General features: G+C 41.8%; 13 protein-coding genes. 7 read left to right on the forward strand and 6 right to left on the reverse strand.

Features of this window, described 5'->3' with window-relative positions; all coding sequences use genetic code 11:
• Positions 1-50 precede the first annotated feature (50 nt).
• The 7 genes from FCN25_RS14975 to FCN25_RS15005 all read left to right on the forward strand — a co-directional run bounded on the left by FCN25_RS14975 (position 51) and on the right by FCN25_RS15005 (position 9,700).
• Positions 51-764 (forward strand): 16S rRNA pseudouridine(516) synthase, encoded by a 714-nt coding sequence (locus FCN25_RS14975; protein ID WP_137226118.1) that lies wholly within the window; start codon positions 51-53, stop codon positions 762-764.
• A 64-nt stretch (positions 765-828) separates the two neighbouring features.
• On the forward strand, positions 829-1,785 hold the full coding sequence (locus FCN25_RS14980) for a LysR family transcriptional regulator (protein WP_137226120.1): 957 nt from the start codon (positions 829-831) through the stop codon (positions 1,783-1,785).
• A gap of 337 nt (positions 1,786-2,122) precedes the next feature.
• The gene (locus tag FCN25_RS14985; RefSeq protein ID WP_137226122.1) at positions 2,123-4,474 is read left to right on the forward strand and encodes an OmcA/MtrC family decaheme c-type cytochrome; all 2,352 of its coding nucleotides are present in this window, start codon (positions 2,123-2,125) and stop codon (positions 4,472-4,474) included.
• Between the two features lie 227 nt (positions 4,475-4,701).
• Entirely contained in the window at positions 4,702-5,031 is a 330-nt protein-coding gene (locus FCN25_RS14990) for an IS66 family insertion sequence element accessory protein TnpB (protein WP_137221686.1), read from the forward strand.
• Complete coding sequence (gene tnpB, locus FCN25_RS14995) at positions 5,025-5,372, forward strand: IS66 family insertion sequence element accessory protein TnpB (RefSeq protein WP_137221684.1); 348 nt, start codon at positions 5,025-5,027, stop codon at positions 5,370-5,372. Before FCN25_RS14990 ends, tnpB begins: the two co-directional genes overlap by 7 nt.
• An 83-nt stretch (positions 5,373-5,455) precedes the next feature.
• Positions 5,456-7,051 carry an IS66 family transposase gene (locus FCN25_RS15000; RefSeq protein WP_254693658.1) on the forward strand — a complete coding sequence of 532 codons (1,596 nt, stop codon included), beginning with the start codon at positions 5,456-5,458 and terminating at the stop codon, positions 7,049-7,051.
• 258 nt (positions 7,052-7,309) lie between these two features.
• A complete protein-coding gene (locus FCN25_RS15005; RefSeq protein WP_137226124.1) occupies positions 7,310-9,700 on the forward strand; it encodes an OmcA/MtrC family decaheme c-type cytochrome in 2,391 nt (796 codons plus the stop codon).
• Between the two features lie 638 nt (positions 9,701-10,338).
• Here the strand turns inward: FCN25_RS15005 and FCN25_RS15010 are convergent.
• The 6 genes from FCN25_RS15010 to FCN25_RS15035 all read right to left on the reverse strand — a co-directional run bounded on the left by FCN25_RS15010 (position 10,339) and on the right by FCN25_RS15035 (position 18,095).
• Positions 10,339-11,874, reverse strand: a complete 1,536-nt coding sequence (locus tag FCN25_RS15010) for an MFS transporter (RefSeq protein WP_137226127.1) — start codon at positions 11,872-11,874, stop codon at positions 10,339-10,341.
• 165 nt (positions 11,875-12,039) lie between these two features.
• A complete protein-coding gene (locus FCN25_RS15015; RefSeq protein WP_137226129.1) occupies positions 12,040-12,378 on the reverse strand; it encodes a PBPRA1643 family SWIM/SEC-C metal-binding motif protein in 339 nt (112 codons plus the stop codon).
• A 225-nt stretch (positions 12,379-12,603) separates the two neighbouring features.
• On the reverse strand, positions 12,604-15,510 hold the full coding sequence (locus FCN25_RS15020; protein WP_137226131.1) for a valine--tRNA ligase: 2,907 nt from the start codon (positions 15,508-15,510) through the stop codon (positions 12,604-12,606).
• A 33-nt stretch (positions 15,511-15,543) separates the two neighbouring features.
• A complete protein-coding gene (locus tag FCN25_RS15025) occupies positions 15,544-15,993 on the reverse strand; it encodes a DNA polymerase III subunit chi (protein WP_137226133.1) in 450 nt (149 codons plus the stop codon).
• 466 nt (positions 15,994-16,459) lie between these two features.
• The gene (locus FCN25_RS15030; RefSeq protein ID WP_137226135.1) at positions 16,460-17,152 is read right to left on the reverse strand and encodes a hypothetical protein; all 693 of its coding nucleotides are present in this window, start codon (positions 17,150-17,152) and stop codon (positions 16,460-16,462) included.
• A 235-nt stretch (positions 17,153-17,387) separates the two neighbouring features.
• A complete protein-coding gene (locus FCN25_RS15035; protein ID WP_175405885.1) occupies positions 17,388-18,095 on the reverse strand; it encodes an ABC transporter substrate-binding protein in 708 nt (235 codons plus the stop codon).
• Positions 18,096-18,182: the final 87 nt, after the last annotated feature.

Consider the following 18,182-nt stretch of genomic DNA (forward strand, 5'->3'; position numbering starts at 1 on the left):
ACAGAATAAGGTATTCTTAAACAAATTGGTATCATTCTTAATGAGGTTTTATGGTGTCTAAACGAGGGCGGCTGGACCAATTTATTGCTGGCACGTTACAAATTTCCAAAAAAGCTGTCCGTGGATTGTTAATTACCGATAAAGTGCTTGTCGATGGTCAATTAGCCAAATCACCTGATTTACAAATAGATGAGTTTAGCCATATTACCTGTAATTGTGTGGTGTTGCGTCAATATCAAAAACAATACTATATGCTTAATAAACCCGATGGGGTGGTTAGTGCAACTATTGATGATAAACACCCAACGGCATTGGGATTAATGACGGGTGTTAACACTGATATGCTGCATATTGCTGGCAGATTAGATTTACATTCAACTGGGTTATTGTTGCTCACTAATGACGCCAAATGGTCTGCTGCTTTGATGGCGCCTGAGCATAAAGTAGATAAGCAGTATTTAGTGACATTAGCCAATCCACTCCAGCAAGAATATGTCGAGGCATTCGCCAATGGGATGTATTTCGAATTTGAAGACATTACCACCTTACCAGCACAACTCGCATTATTATCCAGTCATCAAGCAAGGGTGGTGTTGCGTGAGGGCAAGTATCATCAAATTAAACGCATGTTTGGTCGTTTTCGTAATCCGGTGGTTGCGTTGCATCGCGAGTCTGTGGGTAATATTCTGTTAGATAATACTCTGTTACCCGGTGAGTTTCGTGCATTAACAAAAGCTGAAGTTGATAGCGTTATTCAGCACTAGATCAACTTTTTTGATTTGAATACATGTTAATTTATCTGCTTCATTACAACAAATTAGGTGGCATGTGGATATTCAAGCATTAAAAAAAGTCAGCGAATTAGATGTATTTAGTTTGTTGGTGTTTAAGCTCATTTACGAAACGGGCTTTGCTAACTTTGCCGCCAAAGAGCTTGCTGTCTCCGCACCGAAAATTAGCCGCTGTTTAACATCATTAAGAGTCATTTTTAATGATGAATTATTTTTTCGTCGCCAGCAAGGATTGAAACCGACACCATTAGCCGAACGTTTATATCTGCCTATATGCCAATTATGTGACATGGTGAGCCAAATTGAGCGAGTGGCAGACGATCGTTTAAATCATTGTCAAACGCCTATTTTACATATTGCGGTATCACCAAGCATTATCACCAGCTTAGCGATGGCGTTAAGCCAGCTCCCTCGTAATGTCATTGGTAAAGTTAAACTTCACAGTTGGGAGGCCGACACAGAAGAGCTCATTTACAATGGTGAACTTGATTTTGGTATTGGGTTTGATACTCAAGATGCTCATGAATTAGAGCTATCAAATATTGCAAGCGTGACATCTTTATGTGTAGTGGGAAATACCAATCATTCATTTTGGGCTGGTGGTGAACAGATAAAGTTAGAAAATATCATTCAGCACCCTATCGTGTATTTACGTTGTAAAGGTTTTAATAATCGTATTGACCCTTTAGAACTTTATTGTCAAACCCATGGTTTGCTTTTAGACGATATTGAATGTGTTAGGAAGTTAGAAGATTGGTATTGGCATATGTTAACAATGGATAGTTTGGCTATCACGATTTGTAATGAAGGGGCATTTGCACAACAAATTCCACAATTACGAGTGGAGAAATTACCCGATAGCGAATTTAAAAAACTTAATGATGTCATGGCTATGCCTAATTATTGTTTAATTGAGCGTGCAGAACTTTATCGCCGTTATTCTTCAAAAACCACGCAAATGATAATGGATATCACTAAGTCGCTATTGCATTAAGGTATATTCGATTGTAAATGAGATTCAAAACACTTAGCTGTGTAGGTTGAGTGTTTTGTTTTAAAAAGTTAATAGTTAAAAATCAATATGTTACATTGTTAATGTTTTTCCCTTCAAACTCATCCTCAATATACCTATTTTTAAGTACTTCTTTGGGGTTGCGCAGTGTGAATTTGGCTATTTTATTTTTGTTAATACTTAAAAATAAAATCGCTAATTTCTTCTAACGAATCTCTAACTTAATCTCACAGGTTTGCAATAGCAGACGAGCATTTTGTCTTATTTCCTTATATTTTATAGGTGCAAAAACCTACAAATTTAAATCGGGGGATTTAAAATGAAGAAATATAATAAAACATTACTCGCTGTAGCATTTATGGCTGCAATGGGTGTGACAGGATGTGGCTCTGACGGCAGTGATGGTGCCGATGGTGTTGCGGGTGCTGATGGTGCTGCAGGTGCCGATGGTACAGATGGTACTTCAGCAGGCTTAACAGTCACTACAGTTGAAAGTGCAGCTAATTTTAATTTAACCCTAGCACCAGCAGATATTGTTGTTGTGGGTACAGATGCATTTAGCGTTAAATTTACCGTAACAGGTGAAGGTACTGGCGGAGCGGCTGTGCCATTCTCTGGACTTGATAAAGTTGCGCTGTATGTAACCAGCCAGTCTGCTAACACTACCGATACTGGTGCACCTTATTTATGGACCAACCATGCACTTGCTAATGATTTTGGCAGCAGCATGTATTGTAATTTAACGGGTAGCACTACAGCTCGTGATGGCAGTGAAGTAGAAGCCTGTACATTGGTTGAAGACCCTGCTAATCCTGGTACTTATACTGGTACTTGGGAACATGATGGTAATGCGCCTGTAGTATTAGCCGATGGCGATGCTAACGATTTAGTTCGTGTGATGATCCGTGCTTATGATGTTGTAACGGCTGATGGTACCGATGTAAGTGATAAGCCTCTATCAACGCCAATTGATTTTATTCCAGCAACTGGCGAACTTGCGGTTTCAGCAAAAGATGCCGTGTCTAATGCAGCATGTATCAAGTGTCATAGCCCAATGGAAGGTTATGCAGATACTGATCTGCGTATTAGTAACATTAGTGCTCACCATAACTATCAAAAAGTTGAAAACTGTATAGCTTGTCATAACCCTGCTTATGCGGGCGGACAAGACGACGAAGAAGTGGGCTTTAATGCTAACTTCAATGCCATGATCCACACCATTCATATGGGTAAGGATCTTGCTGCATATCAGGGACTACAAGGTGAAGCTAAAGAGATGTGGGGCGAAATTGGTTTCCCTGCGGAGTCAACTGAATGTGCTGTTTGTCATGATAATGGCACCCAGTGGAACGACAATATCTATGCTGAAGCTTGTGAATCATGTCACTTAACTGTGAACTTTGAAACGGGTGAAGGTCATAATGGTATTGTGCCTTCAAGTGACGCTGTTTGTTCTGGTTGTCACGGTTCAGGTAGCTTAAGCCCAATGGAAGCTCATAAGGTTGGTCGTCGTGCTGACTTAGCAAATGGTTTAGTCTTAGATGTTGTTTCTGCTGAAGTTGCAGCAGGCGAACTAACTGTCACTATTGGTGTTGAATTAAATGGTGCAGTTGCAGCTGATGGTACTGATCTAGCTGATTATGTATTTAGCACATCTGGTGGTCGGAGTATTTTAATCGGTACCCTTGATGACAATGGTGATTACGTTCAAGGTACAAGTATCTCTACTGATGGAGGTATGTTTGTGGTTACGGGTGGTAACATCGTCCTAACTCAAACACTTAGTGATGCTACAGATTTAGATGGCGAAACACTTTATGTGTCATCTGAAATGAACATGTGTGGTGATACAGACACCGATATGATTGTTGCTACAGCTGATGGTTGTGATGTTGGTATTCCAGCTAACATCGTCACTAAATACTTTGTATTTGATGCAGTAGCCGCTACTGGTGTAGCCACTACTGACAACCTACGTTTTGTTAGTCCTGCAGTAACTGCTTATAACGCACCTACACAGGTGGGTAATGACCGTACAACCGCTGACGAAGCTAAATGTAATGCTTGTCACGACAACTTAGCGCACGTTAAAGCACCTCGTCATGGTGTGACTAACTTTACACAATGTGCTGATTGTCATAACAATGCTAGCCCTGTAGGTTCTCATCATGAAACAGTTCAAGTTGAATCTGCTGACGGTACGTTTGAAGTGGTTGAAGGCCTAGAGTACTATAACCGTGATTTAGCAACTGTTGCTCACCGTTACCACAGTGGAACATATGCGGAAGAAGCATCTGGCGTTTATATCAATGCTGACGGCGACTTAGTTAACTATCCTGCGGATCAAACTAATTGCCAAGCGTGTCATAAAGATGCAAATGCAGCTGGCGATGCGATGCCATTCTTTGATGGTACTGGTACTTTGACCTCTGGTAGAACTTCAGTTGCACTCGGTAATGGCGAATTTATTTCTCCAGTTACCGAAGCTTGTCGTAGTTGTCACGCTCACTCTGGTGAAGCGGCTCTAGCTCACTTTAAGAGTAATGGCGCAACAGTCTTTGGCGACAACATTATGTCTGCAGACGCAGTGCCAATTGAATCATGTGCAACATGTCATGCCGATGGTAAAACTTACGGCTTAGATGTAGTTCATGGAACTTCTGCACACTAATAAAACATAACTTCTTAATCATCACTTAAGAAAATAAGTAAGAGGGAGGCAGCAATGCCTCCCTCTTTTTTAATTAATTTTCAGGCTAAACGCTGCATATATAACATTTGTAATTTACTTCATTAGTTGTATGTTTTATTTCTTTAGTAAGCGTCCGGGCAAGTACATCTTCAGCAGCTCTTGTTCATCCTCTATATTAACGACTGATCATTACATCAGGAGTTAACATGGCTAGACGTTCACATGAAGATTGGGTTGCCTTGATACAACAGCAATCCGCTAGCGGCTTGACGATTACCGCTTTTTGTCGCCTGCATAAACTCAGTATCAGCGGATTTTACGCCCGCAAAGCAGACATAGCTAAAATGAGCATTCCAACGGGCGCACTATTTGTTAAGGCGACGCTGGCCTCGCCGACGGCGATGGCTACCCAAGCTCAACTTCCGGTCCCAGAGCAGACCATTTTTTTTCAGCATCAATCCGGGATATGGACTTTCCCTAGCACCTTGCCTGCAAGCTATCTGCTGGAAATGATAAAAGGCCTGCAAGCATGTTGATGTTTCGTGAGCTCCCCAGTGTCTATTTGCATCGAGAGCCTGTGGATTTTCGTAAATCCATAAATGGCTTAGCCGTTATCGTCGAGCAACAGTTGTCGCTACAGGCCACAGACGGCAGCGTGTTTGTCTTTTGTAATAAAAGCCGCGATAAATTAAAAATCCTCTACTGGGATGACACTGGTTTTGCGCTTTGGTACAAACGCCTCGAGCAGGATAAGTTTAAGTGGCCGACTAAAAGTATTGATGAGTGCCTGAGCTTATCTGAGCAACAGTTTCATTGGCTGCTGTCTGGCTTTGATGTATTGGGACATCAACATGTTAGTGGCTTGAATTACAGTTAATTGATCGCCATTGCGTATGCAGTTTTTGATAATCAGATCACTGCAACCCCCTTCTCTAGGGGGAGTTTTGGTATAATAACACCATGAAATTAAGCCCTGACAACTTACCCAACGACGTTGATTTGCTTAAGCAATTATTGCTTGAGACGCTGGCGGCTAAAGACAATACTATCGAGTTGAGAGATGCTGAAATTGCTGAGCTTAAACACTCGGTGCAGCGGTTACTGGAGCAATTTCGCCTCGCACAACAACAGCGCTTCGGGGCCAGCAGCGAAAGCCATGATTATCAAGGTGAGTTGTTTAACGAAGCTGAAGTTACGGTTGATGAGCTTGTTGAGTTAACGACAGATGCTGATGTGTCAGTACCGCCTAAACAACGCGCCAAGCGCAAATTACTGCCAAAAGACCTGCCGCGAGAAGTCGTCATCCATGATATTAGTGATGAAGATAAGCAGTGTGACAGTTGTGGTCATCAGCTGGCATTAATGGGCCAAGACAGTAGTGAGAAGCTTAAGTTTATACCGGCACAAATCAGTGTGATTGAGCATGTTAGATTAAAATACAGCTGCAAGCATTGCGAAACGCAAGGCACCAAGGCCAACATCAAGCAAGCGCCCGTGCCCGTCAGCCCCATTCCTAAAAGTTTTGCCACCCCAAGTCTATTAAGCCAACTCATCACCAGCAAATATCAGTACGCATTACCCCTTTACCGGCAAGAAGCCTTGTTCAAGCAACATGGTATCGACTTAAGTCGGCAAACCATGGCCGATTGGATGATGAAATCCGCCGCTCTGTTTAAACCCTTATATGATTTACTGCACAAACATTTGTTAACACAAGAAGTCATCCATGCGGACGAGACCACCCTCAAAGTGATTAACGATGAGCGGGTGAAATCCTATATGTGGGTGTATTGCGCTGGCGCGGATGGGCCAAGCACTGAGCCTCGATATCAAGGTTTACGCAGCATAGTGCTTTACGACTATCAAGACGGTAGCCGTGCGGGCACCTGCGTGAGCCGTTTTCTTGCCACGGAGCAAACGGTGTTTAATGGTTATTTACAGGTCGATGGTTACGCAGCTTACCAGCAGGTAAGTAATAAGCTTGTTGGCTGTTGGGCCCATGCACGGCGTAAATTCAAAGAAGCGCTAGTGGCGCAAGGAAAACCCAAAGTAGGTAAAGTCAGTAAAGCGGATATGGCACTGAGCATGATAGCCAAGCTGTACCGCATTGAAACCCAAATACAATCACTGAGCCTGGAAGAGCGTCTGTATTTTAGGCGCACCCACTCACAACCCCAATTGGTACTATTTAAGCAATGGCTGGATAAATCATCGCTGCAAGTATCAAAGGGAAGCCCTCTAGGCAAAGCCATCCATTACAGCCTCAATCAATGGGAAAAGCTCAGTCGTTACACAGAAGATAGCCGACTCAATATCGACAACAACCGCGCAGAGCGAGCAGTAAAACCGTTTGTGATAGGGCGAAAAAACTGGCTATTTAATCACAACCATCGTGGTGCTGAAGGCAGCTCTATTTTATACAGCATCATAGAAACCGCTAAAGCTAACGGTCTTATTCCGTTCGATTACATCGAACACTGCTTGGAGCAGCTATCCCATCCAAACTGTGACCTTAATAGCCTCTTGTCCTGGCTCGTTGATCTAAGCAAGGCGTAGTTCACCGGACGCTCACTTTCTTTATTTTGCTCTCTTCGTTTTTATCTCAATTTGTTCATGTCGGAATACCTCTTTGTGATTACATAATGTGAAATTGCAAATTTTAGTTTTGCAAATACTCAAATATGAAATTATCAATTTTCATTAGGAGAATTGTGATTAAGCATCACAGGTTTGTAACATTTTTCGGGTCTTTTGCCTTATTTCCTTATATTTTGTAGGTGCAAAAACCTATAAATTTAAATCGGGGGATTTAAAATGAAGAAATATAATAAAACATTACTCGCTGTAGCATTTATGGCTGCAATGGGTGTGACGGGATGTGGCTCTGACGGCAGTGATGGTGCTGCGGGTGCTGATGGTGCTGCAGGTGCCGATGGTACAGATGGAACTTCAGCAGGCTTAACAGTCACTACCGTTGAAAGTGCAGCTAATTTTAATTTAACCTTAGCGCCAGCAGATATTGTGGTTGTGGGTACAGATGCATTTAGCGTTAAATTTAGCGTAACAGGTGAAGGTACTGGCGGAACGTCTGTGCCATTCTCTGGACTTGAGAAGGTTGCACTATATGTAACCAGCCAGTCTGCTAATACTACCGATACTGGTGCACCGATGTTATGGACCAACCATGCGCTTGCTAACGATTTTGGCAGCAGCATGTATTGTAATTTAACGGGTAGCACTACAGCTCGCGATGGCAGTGAAGTAGAAGCCTGTACATTGGTTGAAGACCCAGCTAATCCTGGTACTTATACTGGTACTTGGGAACATGATGGTAATGCGCCTGTAGTATTGGCTGATGGTGATGCTAACGATTTAGTTCGTGTGATGATCCGTGCTTATGATGTTGTAATGGCAGATGGTACCGATGTAAGTGATAAGCCTCTATCAACGCCAATTGATTTTATTCCAGCAACTGGCGAACTTGCGGTTTCAGCTAAAGACGCTGTGTCTAATGCAGCATGTATCAAATGTCATAGCCCAATGGAAGGTTATGCAGATACTGATCTGCGTATTAGCAACATTAGTGCTCACCATAACTATCAAAAAGTTGAAAACTGTGTTGCTTGTCATAACCCTGCTTATGCGGGCGGACAAGATGACCCTGAAGTTGGCTTTAACGCTAATTTCAATGCGATGATCCACACCATTCATATGGGTAAGGAACTTGCGCAATGGCAGGGACTAGAAGGTGAAGCTAAAGAGATGTGGGGCGAAGTTGGTTTCCCTGCGGAGTCAACTGAATGTACTGTTTGTCATGATAATGGCACCCAGTGGAACGACAATGTCTATGCTGAAGCTTGTGTATCATGTCACTTAACTGTAAACCTTGAGACCGGCGAAAACCATAACGGTATTGTGCCTTCAAGCGACGCTGTTTGTTCTGGTTGTCACGGTTCAGGTAGCTTAAGCCCAATGGAAGCGCACAGTGTTAATCGTCGTGCTGCTTTTGAAGATGGTTTAGTGTTAGACGTCGTTTCTGCTGACGTAGCTTCTGATGTATTAACTGTTGTCATTGGTGTTGAATTAAATGGTGCCGTTGCAGCTGATGGTACAGATTTAACTATGTATCTAAACAAAGCGAAATCAGGTGACGATATCTTAATTGGTACACTTGATAGCAATGGCGATTATATTCGTGGATTAAGTGTAAACACTGTATCTAATCCAGAAATGTTTGTTGTTGCAGGCGGCCAGTTAACCTTAACTAAGTCACTTACCGCTAATCAACTTGATGGTAAAACAATTTCAGTATCTTCTGAATTGAACATGTGTGGTAACACAACAACTGACATGATTGTTGAGAACACAATGCTAGCTGATGGTGCAGGTACTGATACTGGTGCTTGTGATGTAGCGGTTCCTTCAAACATTGTAACTAAGTACTTTGTGTTTGATACAGTTGCTGCAGCGGGTGCTGAAACTACTACCAACTTACGTTTTGTTAGCCCTGAGCTAACAGGTTACACTTCACCTACACAGGTGGGTAATGACCGTACAACGGCTGATGAAGCGAAATGTAATGCTTGTCATGACAATTTATCGCATGTTAAATCACCTAACCATGGTGTGACTAACTTTACACAATGTGCTGATTGCCATAATAACAACTACCCTGGTTCTTATCATGCAGATGTTTATAAACAGTCTGGTGTAGATGATGACGGCGAACCTACGTTTGAAGTTGTTGAAGGCCTAGAGTATTACAACCGTGACTTAGCAACAGTTGCTCACCGTTTCCACAGCGGGTTGTTTGCAGGTAGTACAGGTGCTGGCATCTACTTAGATACAGATGATGAATTGGTTAACTACCCTGCGGTACAAACTAATTGTCAAGCGTGTCATAAAGATGCAAATGCTGCTGGCGATGCTATGCCATTCTTTGATGGTACTGGTGAGTTAACATCAGGTAGAACTGCGATTGAAATCAGTGGTGGTGAATTTATTTCTCCAGTTGCCGAAGCTTGTCGTAGTTGTCACGCTCACTCTGGTGCAGCGGCTCTTGCTCACTTCAAGAGTAATGGTGCAACAGTCTTTGGTGATAATATTACCTCAGCTGATGATGTACCGGTTGAATCATGTGCAACATGTCATGCTGATGGTAAAACATACGGTGTAGATGTAGTTCATGGTAGTTCAGCACACTAAATATAAAATAAATTCTTAATCATCACTTAAGAAAATAACTAACAGGGAGGCAGTAATGCCTCCCTGTTTTTTTAATGAAGTTTATTAATCAATCTATAAGTATTTCATGGTCATTCGTTATCAGTATTTTCTTTGAAAAATATATCGAACAGGATCATTAATTACACAATCTAATCCTATTTAACCCAACGTAATCTAATCAATCCAGCCAATGCCAGTAACTTAAGTTATTGCAATTTAATTGACCATTAAATTGAGGTTAATGGCATATCAACTTCAACTGAATTATCTAACGTAGTGGCATTTGTCCTACAATTGATGATGTCTAAATGAGTTGGAAACGTCGGCGAGTAAATCGTTGATGATGCATGCTCTGTCGTCTGTTATATGGCTCATGCGATTTGAGGGATATGGGCTACCAATCGGTAATGAACAAGGTAGAAAATAAACAGAGTGACTAAGGAGGACGGATTAATGAGAAAGACGTTATTGAGAGGGAAGTTAACGATGGGGCAGTTCTAGTATGACGCTATTAAAATCTATCAACTTGTTTGGTGCGAGAAAAACAAAAGGGAAGCACAGCTGCTTCCCTTTTATCAAACCAGTATTTTTTGCTAAGTACTCTACAGTTCGTTTCGTTAAGCCATTTGCTGGCGTTGCATTCTTAATAGCCATTTGCCGTAGATGAAAATACCTACGGCTGAAATAATTCCAATTGCGGCAATAATGTACCATGCCATACCGATGTTGTTGGCTTGATATAAAGCTTGGGTTAAGGCTTGTGGCTCTTGGCCTGTGACGCTGACTAAGCGGTTAAATGCTTCACCTTGTGGGATGTTAGCAATGTCTGTTAGGTTCATGCCATGTTCAGACAAGGCTTCACGAGCGATGCGCTCTTTTGAAGCGTACATGTCATACAGTTTAGGTCCGAAATAACCTTCTAACGTCCAACCTATGCCTTGAGGTAACATAACAAAACCTAAGTACATGGCTTTTTTTCCTTCAGGTGCGATGTTACCCATAAACTCGTTCTTTTTTGGGCTTATCATCATTTCACCGACAGAGAACATGGCAATAGCCAGTACAATCATCCAAGCTGCATTAAACGCACCCACCAAAGCAATGGCTAAAATACTCAATAAGCAACCGACAAACATGGCAGTTGTAATGCGATATTTAGCCGTGAGTGCAGCAACAATAAAGCAGGTGGTCATGATCATCCCTGCATTAAGGTTGAGCATACCTTCAGGCATCACTTTGGTACCGTCATTACTCAGGCCAAGCCAGAATTGTAATATGCCATTACTGGTGCCCTCTGGACCAAATAGAGAGGTGACTATGACGCTGGTATCAACCCATTCAGCAATATGGATTGGCAGTACATCAAATAATGAGTTATATAAAAACCAAAAGCCGGCAAACACTAGCATATAGTAAATAACTACTGGTTTTTTTAGCTCTCTAAGGGCATCTTTCCACAATGCCTCTTGCTGTATTTCGCCAGATTTTACTTTACGAGTGCGCTCTAAACGCTCGTCTTTACCGGGTTCTTTGTAAGCCAATAAAAATAAAAAGTTTAATGAGATAATCGTCGCACAAGCATAAAACACATTATCCCAAGATAATTGGCGCATATGCACTGCAACCAGTGGACCTAAAAAACCACCAATATTAACTACTTGGTAAAAAATACCCCAAGCCATCGAAGTATTATTACGATTAGTTGACAGTACTAAGGTGCCTTGAATTCCGGGTTTGAATACCCCTGTACCCATGGCTAGCAACATGGCTCCGGCGAGAAAACCCCAGAAACTGGGGAAGAATGCCATGGTTAAATAACCACATATTTTGATGATGGTAGAAACGAAAATGGTTTCTTTGTAGCCGACACGATCAGAAATCCCGCCGGTTAACACGGGTACGAAGGTTTGCAGTAACGCCCAGACCGATATGATAATACCGTAATCACTTAAATTAATGCCCAGTCCGCCTTGTGATACAGGCGCTTTAGCGTATAAACCTGCACTGGCTTTTACACCATAATAGGCAATGCGTTCTATTAGCTCCATACCACCAACAAGCCAAAATATATAACCTAAACTGCTTATTGCTGCCCACATACCTAATTGTTTTACTTCACTCAAGTCATTGCTTGAGTGTGAATTAGTGCTCATAAGTCACCCTTTTATTTTATGCTTTTTATCATTTTTTTAACAAAGGCTGACACTGTACCTAAGTTCTAGATAAATATCCAAAGACAATAAAAAAAGCGAATCACAAGATCCGCTTTTTTTATATCACTATTAGCCTATCGACAGGCCTAAGTTTGCTATTGTGGCTTATGCACCACAACACTTTTTGTATTTTTTACCACTACCACAAGGGCAAGCATCATTACGGTTAGGTTTAGCTTCAAAGCTGACTGTTTTCGGTTTATTTAATATACCGCTTAAATCAATGATGTTTTCAGGTTTGTCGGCATCAATAGTGATATTGGCAAACAACTGTTTGTCGGCCACTATTTCAGCGACTTCAACTTTGCGCGCTTCAGTTTGTACTGACAATTTAAGCGGTAATGCTTCTGTGCCAAGTTTGGCTGCGCGTTTGGTGTTATAACCACTTTCGCCATAGGCCGGTTTAGGGGTTTGACGACCTTTAAAAAAGAATTTATCAGACATTGTTTTGGCCTATTAAATAGATTGATGATATTGGCCGAAGCTTATACACCAAAAATGTAAATTGAGATATCAAGGTTTTAAGTTTGAACTAAATAAAGGTTAAATTATTGCTATAGCTCACATCAACAAAGATAAAAACCAGCGAATTATTCGCTGGTTTTTGCAGGACGCTTTATTTGAGCTGAGTAAATCGTAACTAATAAGTCAACAACTTACTGGTTGCCGTTAAATCTTGGCCAATTCAATTTTTTGCTCGTTTAGTTTTTCAATATCACGAGTTAAATCGGTCATTTTAGCGCGTTCTTTATCAATTACCGCGGCAGGGGCTTTAGCCACAAAGCCTTGATTAGATAATTTACCCTCAATACGGGCTATCTCTTGAGCAAGCTTTTCTAGTTGTTTATCAATACGGGCCATTTCTGCGCCGACATCGATCAAACCAGCCATTGGAATTAACAGCTCCATATTGCCAACTAATTGCGTGCTCGACATTGGTGCCGTTTCACCTTCTTCAAGGATAGTGATGGTTTCTAATTTTGCGAGACTAGCAAAGAAGGTTTGGTTAGCTTCAAGGCGAATACGATCCTCGTAGCTTACACCGCGCACTAATGCATTAAGTGGCTTAGAAGGCGCAATGTTAAGTTCTGCACGAATATTACGTACTGCCACAATCACTTGCTTAACCCATTCAAGATCGGCCATCGCGGTCGCATCAACTTGATCGGCTTGATAAGTTGGGAACGATGCTAGCATGATGGTATCGCCTGTTACGCCCGCTAATGGCTTAACACGCTGCCAAATCGTTTCGGTAATGTACGGCATAATTGGGTGCATTAGGCGTTGCATTTTTTCAAGCACATTAACTAATGTATGGCGCGTTCCACGCATTTGCGCGTCGCTACCATTTTGCATTACTGGCTTGGTTAGCTCTAAGTACCAGTCACAGAATTGGTTCCAAGTGAACTCGTATAAAGTGTTAGCGGCTAGGTCAAAACGATAAGCGGCCATGTGGTCATCAAAGGTTTTCACGGTTTGGTTAAACAAACCAATGATCCAACGATCGGCTAATGACAACTCCATTGTTCCTGGTTTGCCATTAACTAATAGTTGACCGCAATCTAAAGGTTCGCCAGCTTCATCGCTATCGGGATCCGTCTGCACTTCAGTGTTCATTAACACGTAACGTGACGCATTCCATAACTTGTTACAGAAACTGCGGTAGCCATCAAGACGTTTCATGTCCCAGTTGATGTCACGACCCGTTGATGCCATTGCTGCTAACGTAAAGCGCAGGGCATCGGTACCGTGGGCTTCAATGCCGTCGGCAAATTCTTTGCGGGTACTTTTTTCAATTTTTGCCGCCAGTTGTGGCTGCATCATGTTGCCAGTACGCTTAGTTACTAACGTTTCAAGATCGATACCGTCGATCATGTCTAATGGGTCAAGTACGTTACCTTTAGATTTTGACATCTTATTGCCGGCTTCGTCACGGATAAGGCCAGTAACGTAAACGGTTTTGAAAGGTACTTGTGGTTTGCCATCTTCATCTTTAATGAAGTGCATTGTCATCATAATCATCCGCGCAACCCAGAAGAAGATAATGTCAAAACCGGTAACCAACACATCGGTTGGGTGGAAGGTTTTTAAATCTTCTAAGTTATCCGGCCAACCTAAGGTTGAAAATGTCCATAATGCCGAGCTGAACCAAGTATCTAATACGTCGTCGTCTTGACGTAATACCACTGAGTCAGCAAATTGGTGCTTAGCACGCACTTCCGCTTCGTTACGGCCAACATAGACTTTACCGTTTTCGTCGTACCAAGCTGGAATACGGTGTCCCCACCATAACTGGCGTGAAATACACCAGTCTTTAATATCACGCATCCACGAGAAGTACATATTTTCATATTGCTGCGGCACAAACTTAATTTCGCCGGTTTCTACTGCTTCAATCGCTGTTTTTGCCATTGACTGTACGGCCACATACCACTGGTCGGTTAATAGAGGTTCTATGACCACACCGGAGCGATCGCCATAGGGTACTTTTAAGCCGTGCGGAGCGACTTTTTCAAGTAAGCCTAATGTTTCAAACTCTTCAACAATTGCTGTACGAGCTTTAAAGCGGTCAAGGCCGACATAACGCTCTGGTAAGGCTATTTCGATGTCTTTGTTTGGGGTGCCATCGGTATTGATAACTTCAACAAAACTGCGGACACAGGCATCTAAAGTAAAGATACTGTACATAGGCAGTTGATGACGTTTACCGACTTCATAGTCGTTAAAGTCATGGGCTGGAGTAATTTTTACGCAACCAGTACCAAATTCCATATCGACGTAATCGTCGGCAACAATTGGCACTAAACGGTTAACGATAGGCAATAGAATGAATTTGCCAATTAATGACTGATAACGCTCATCATCTGGATGCACGGCTACTGCACTGTCACCTAACATAGTTTCTGGGCGAGTCGTGGCCACTTCGAGATAGTCTTTGCCATCGGCCGTTAATGCGCCTTGGGCCAAAGGATAGCGGAAGTGCCACATGTGGCCTTGCTTCTCTTTATTTTCAACTTCTAAGTCAGAAATGGCGGTATGAAGTTTTGGATCCCAGTTAACTAGGCGCTTACCACGATAAATTAATTCGTCATCGTATAGGCGAACAAACACTTCTTGAACGGCTTTAGATAAGCCTTCGTCCATCGTAAAACGTTCGCGATCCCAATCAACAGATGCGCCCATGCGGCGAAGCTGTTTAGTGATGGTGCCACCAGACTGTTCTTTCCAGTCCCAAACTTTATCAATAAAGGCGTCACGGCCTAAATCATGGCGTGTTTTACCTTCTTCGGCTTCAAGCTTACGCTCAACCAACATTTGAGTCGCAATACCTGCGTGGTCGGTGCCGATTTGCCACAAGGTATTTTTACCTTTCATGCGCTCATAGCGGGTAAGGGTATCCATGATGGTATCTTGGAATGCATGACCCATGTGTAGGCTACCGGTTACATTCGGTGGCGGGATCATGATGCAATAATTGCCTTGTGATTCATCGCCGCTAGGCTTGAAGTAACCTTGCTCTTCCCAGTTTTGGTAAAGGGCTTGTTCGATAGACTTTGGGTTGTATGTTTTTTCCATAGGAGCGTTATGTTCTCTATCTAAATTAAGTGTTTATTCGGCTAATGCTTGAGTGCTGGGCGTAATGCCTACATTCTGATATTGACGGTAGCGATTGCGTGCAATGCGCTTGAGTTCGTCATCATTAGCGACAAAATCGATAATATGGTGCAAGTTTACCGCAAAACTGGGCATTTGGTCTGCAAGATTAATCAGAACTTGGCGACTTTTATTTGGCCCTAAGGTGTCAAAACCAATTTCGACTGGTGCACCTGTCACTGGCCCTTCACCTTTTAAGTTGTGTGGTACAAAGGCGTTTGGCTCAAATTGCCACAGTAATTCGTCAATTGCATAAGCTTGCTGTTTGTCTTTGCAGTGAATGTAGACTGTTTTTTGTTGACGATATTGTTGTTCAGCTAACCTGCAAGCAGCTAAATACAGTGCATCTAATGCACTCATTTTATTATGATTTTCAGGCATAAGGTAAAATATGGCTTGAGTCATGTTGTGATGCTTTTAACAGGTTAATAAGTTGGGCTTGAGTTTACACTAAAATTGTCTGCGGGTTAATGACCTCGTGATACGATATTCATATGATGTTGGAATAGATTAATATCCCTAGCGTCAGTTTTATACTACTAATTAATCCGAAATATATCGCGATCATAATGGATTTTCTGCGCCGTTCAGGCAGCAGTTCTATAATTGTAGGATGGCGGTCTGGCTGCTGAGTAGGGGTTAAACTGGATCGCCACAATAAAAACCAAATGATGGTTAAGTTGTATGGCGTGTTGTTTATAAGGATTTGTTGCTTTCGCCATGGGCTTAACACTAGTAGTCGACTATAAACCTGTTGCTGATTTATGGATAAGCTAAAACGGGTGGTGACACGGTTGTAATAGACATCTATTTTCTGATTATCAATTAAATGTGTTTTGTGTTGTTTGAGTTCAAATCGCATTGGTTTGCCTTAACGGATTAACTCACATTTTACATGAGTAGGACTAGTCCCTTTGGTGCACTCTTTTAAAGCTCTGCGTTGTGCTTTTAACATTGAGTCATAACCATAACCGTATCCATATCTAACATTACCCATATCGTTAACCGATACAGCCAGTGCTTTATGGTTTTTAAAGCCTTCATACTTGATTAACACATCAATAAGTTTCTGATCATTTGTCACAAACTGACACGCTTTAGGTTGCGGCGTTTGTTCACAGGCTAATGGGTAATGGTCAAATACAGGGTAGGAAATATCGATACTGTCAAACCAAGAGGACCAAGTCGTTTCTTGAGTCTCAATTACGATATCAGCTGGAATATGAATTTGCAGTTGTTGGTCGTCAGAATCTTGTTGTCCTAACCAGACTAAGTTGAGTTTATTATCGTTAGGATGGTCATTGGCAACGAACACGTCGCCAGCACAATTGTCACACAGTTGCTCGTCAGCTTTTATGATTGATATTTGAGTTGAGTAGCCAGAAGCCCCGCCGCAACTTCTTTCAAAGATAACAGCCTTGTACATTTTATCTAATGAAAGTGATTCGGTGTAAACGTTATTACCGCACATGGAACTGAGTAGCCAGCCCAATAAAATAGCCATTAACCCAAAAAGCGCCAACGCGCTGACTATTGAAATGAGTATGACTTTCATCGCCTTCATCTGAACATTCTTTTCAGTGAGTTTTATTTCATTAAATTATACATTTAAGCTATTTTAGGTTTTATATTAAATTTGTTACTTACATGTAACAAGTTAATCATTGTTTATTCTTAGTCTGTTTGGTTTAGAGAGGATCTTTTGGGGAGATTGCATTAAGCATATTTAGCGGGTAACGAAAATTCGATAGTAAAAATTTAGTTATTGCAGTTGTTATGTATTGGAAATTAATGATCCGTTATCGCTTAGCAATATCGGTATCAGTTGGAAAATAATCTTGATAAATGGTCTGGTACATTCCTGATGATTTTAACTCATCAAATGCTTGCTGCCACAGTGCAATAACCTCATCAGAAGTGTCGTTTGAAAATGCGATATACAAGGTAGAGTCGTATAACTTAATAGGGGTACGTTCTATTGAGTTGATATCGATATCAGCTGCTTTTGCCAAAAATGGCATCACTAGTTCGCTCATTGGCGCAACATCAACTCGGCCATAATTGAGCATTTTGAGCGATTGCAATTGGGATTTATCAGTACTGAGGTTAGTGAATCCTTGGGAATCCAAATAGGTGTGATCAGCATTACCAAGTACTACACCAACATTTCGGACACGTTTTAAGTCTTCTAAATATGCTAATGAGAGTCCGGAATTACGTTTTTGGTAAAAATACACTCCGCTGCTAATAATGGGACCTACCCATTTCATGTTTACTTCTCTTTCTGGCCTTTTAGCAATGACAAACAACGCAGTGTTTGGTTGTGATTTCAATATCTGAAATGCTCTATTAAAGGGATACATTTCAATGTTGGCTGTGTGCTGGGTATGTTGCATCATCGCTTGAACAATATCGATAGAAAAACCGCTTAAAAGATCATTGTCAAGATAACTAAATGGGGGGTAAAGGATGGGTGATAAATCGAACTTGCGGATGGTCTTTTGCAAATAGCTCGCCCGTTGGCGTGAGTGCAAAGCAAACACTGAGGAAGATGATATAAAGCGTTAAAGGCAAGCGTTTCATTTATTGGTTTG

The sequence above is a fragment of the Shewanella sp. MEBiC00475 genome (genome assembly GCF_005234075.1).
GTDB classification, from domain to species: domain Bacteria; phylum Pseudomonadota; class Gammaproteobacteria; order Enterobacterales; family Shewanellaceae; genus Shewanella; species Shewanella polaris.

Excerpts from the sequence above, each read along its gene's own strand:
- FCN25_RS15015 (WP_137226129.1), bottom strand. The coding sequence starts at position 12,378 with ATGTCTGATAAATTCTTTTTTAAAGGTCGTCAAACCCCTAAACCGGCC.
- FCN25_RS15030 (WP_137226135.1), bottom strand. The coding sequence starts at position 17,152 with ATGAAGGCGATGAAAGTCATACTCATTTCAATAGTCAGCGCGTTGGCG.
- FCN25_RS15010 (WP_137226127.1), bottom strand. The coding sequence starts at position 11,874 with ATGAGCACTAATTCACACTCAAGCAATGACTTGAGTGAAGTAAAACAA.
- FCN25_RS14975 (WP_137226118.1), top strand. The coding sequence starts at position 51 with ATGGTGTCTAAACGAGGGCGGCTGGACCAATTTATTGCTGGCACGTTA.
- FCN25_RS15000 (WP_254693658.1), top strand. The coding sequence starts at position 5,456 with ATGAAATTAAGCCCTGACAACTTACCCAACGACGTTGATTTGCTTAAG.
- FCN25_RS15020 (WP_137226131.1), bottom strand. The coding sequence starts at position 15,510 with ATGGAAAAAACATACAACCCAAAGTCTATCGAACAAGCCCTTTACCAA.
- tnpB (WP_137221684.1), top strand. The coding sequence starts at position 5,025 with ATGTTGATGTTTCGTGAGCTCCCCAGTGTCTATTTGCATCGAGAGCCT.
- FCN25_RS15025 (WP_137226133.1), bottom strand. The coding sequence starts at position 15,993 with ATGACTCAAGCCATATTTTACCTTATGCCTGAAAATCATAATAAAATG.
- FCN25_RS14990 (WP_137221686.1), top strand. The coding sequence starts at position 4,702 with ATGGCTAGACGTTCACATGAAGATTGGGTTGCCTTGATACAACAGCAA.
- FCN25_RS14985 (WP_137226122.1), top strand. The coding sequence starts at position 2,123 with ATGAAGAAATATAATAAAACATTACTCGCTGTAGCATTTATGGCTGCA.
- FCN25_RS15005 (WP_137226124.1), top strand. The coding sequence starts at position 7,310 with ATGAAGAAATATAATAAAACATTACTCGCTGTAGCATTTATGGCTGCA.